The 684-nt window shown below is 67.3% G+C and carries 1 protein-coding gene; it reads right to left on the bottom strand.

The window, feature by feature from the left end; translation table 11 throughout:
• Nucleotides 1-110: 110 nt before the first annotated feature.
• Nucleotides 111-684, bottom strand: a 574-nt coding sequence (locus AC08OO_RS23095; protein WP_476619084.1) for an ISAs1 family transposase, incomplete at its 5' end; no start/stop codon positions are given.

Below are 684 nucleotides of genomic sequence, written 5' to 3'. Positions count from 1 at the left end.
TCGGCAAATCCCAGGGCTCCGGCAAGTTTGGGGTTTGGCTGGTTCTGGTCTGATGCGCCCGATGTGATCGGGACGGCTGGCTGGTCGGGTTCGTTCCCGGTGGCTGCGCGTCAAGGAAATCCATGAAGGTCGAGCGCTTCGGTGGGCCGGGTGTGGTCACGACGGCCGTCGGGGATGAAACGCGACCCGGCCCGGCGGAGCCGGTTGATGATGGCGCAGCGGATAGTCGCGAGGTTCGCGGGCAGGTTACGGGCCCGTAGGGTCGAGGCGTCCTCGCGGAAAGTGACATCGCGGACGTGGTGGCTGCGGTTCTCGATGGTCCACTGCCCGCGGACGAGAGCTGCCAGCATCCGGGGATCGGCCATCGCCGCGGAATGACTGGTGATCGCATAGCGGGTCTCCCTGCTGGCGGCATGGCCGGTGACCCGCCGCCAGCGGCTGATCCGGACCGCCTGCACAGCGTGCGGGAAATCGAGAAAGGTCACGGTCGCGGCCGTGACCGTGCGGGTCTCGTCCCGACCATGACCATGGTCACGTTCGGTGAACACGGTGGGGATCTCGGTCCAGGGAAGCACGGCCAGCCGCCGGTACAACGTCGGCTGGCTGCGTTTCACCACGGCGACGTAGTGCCCACCCTTGACGGTGACCAGCCAGTCGAGGTTCGCCCGCACGGTCAACAGAGCG

The sequence above is a fragment of the Frankia sp. CeCAU1 genome, from assembly GCF_977971845.1.
Note: the sequence above shows the minus strand (reverse complement) of the source record. Positions and strands in the feature narration are given on the sequence as shown.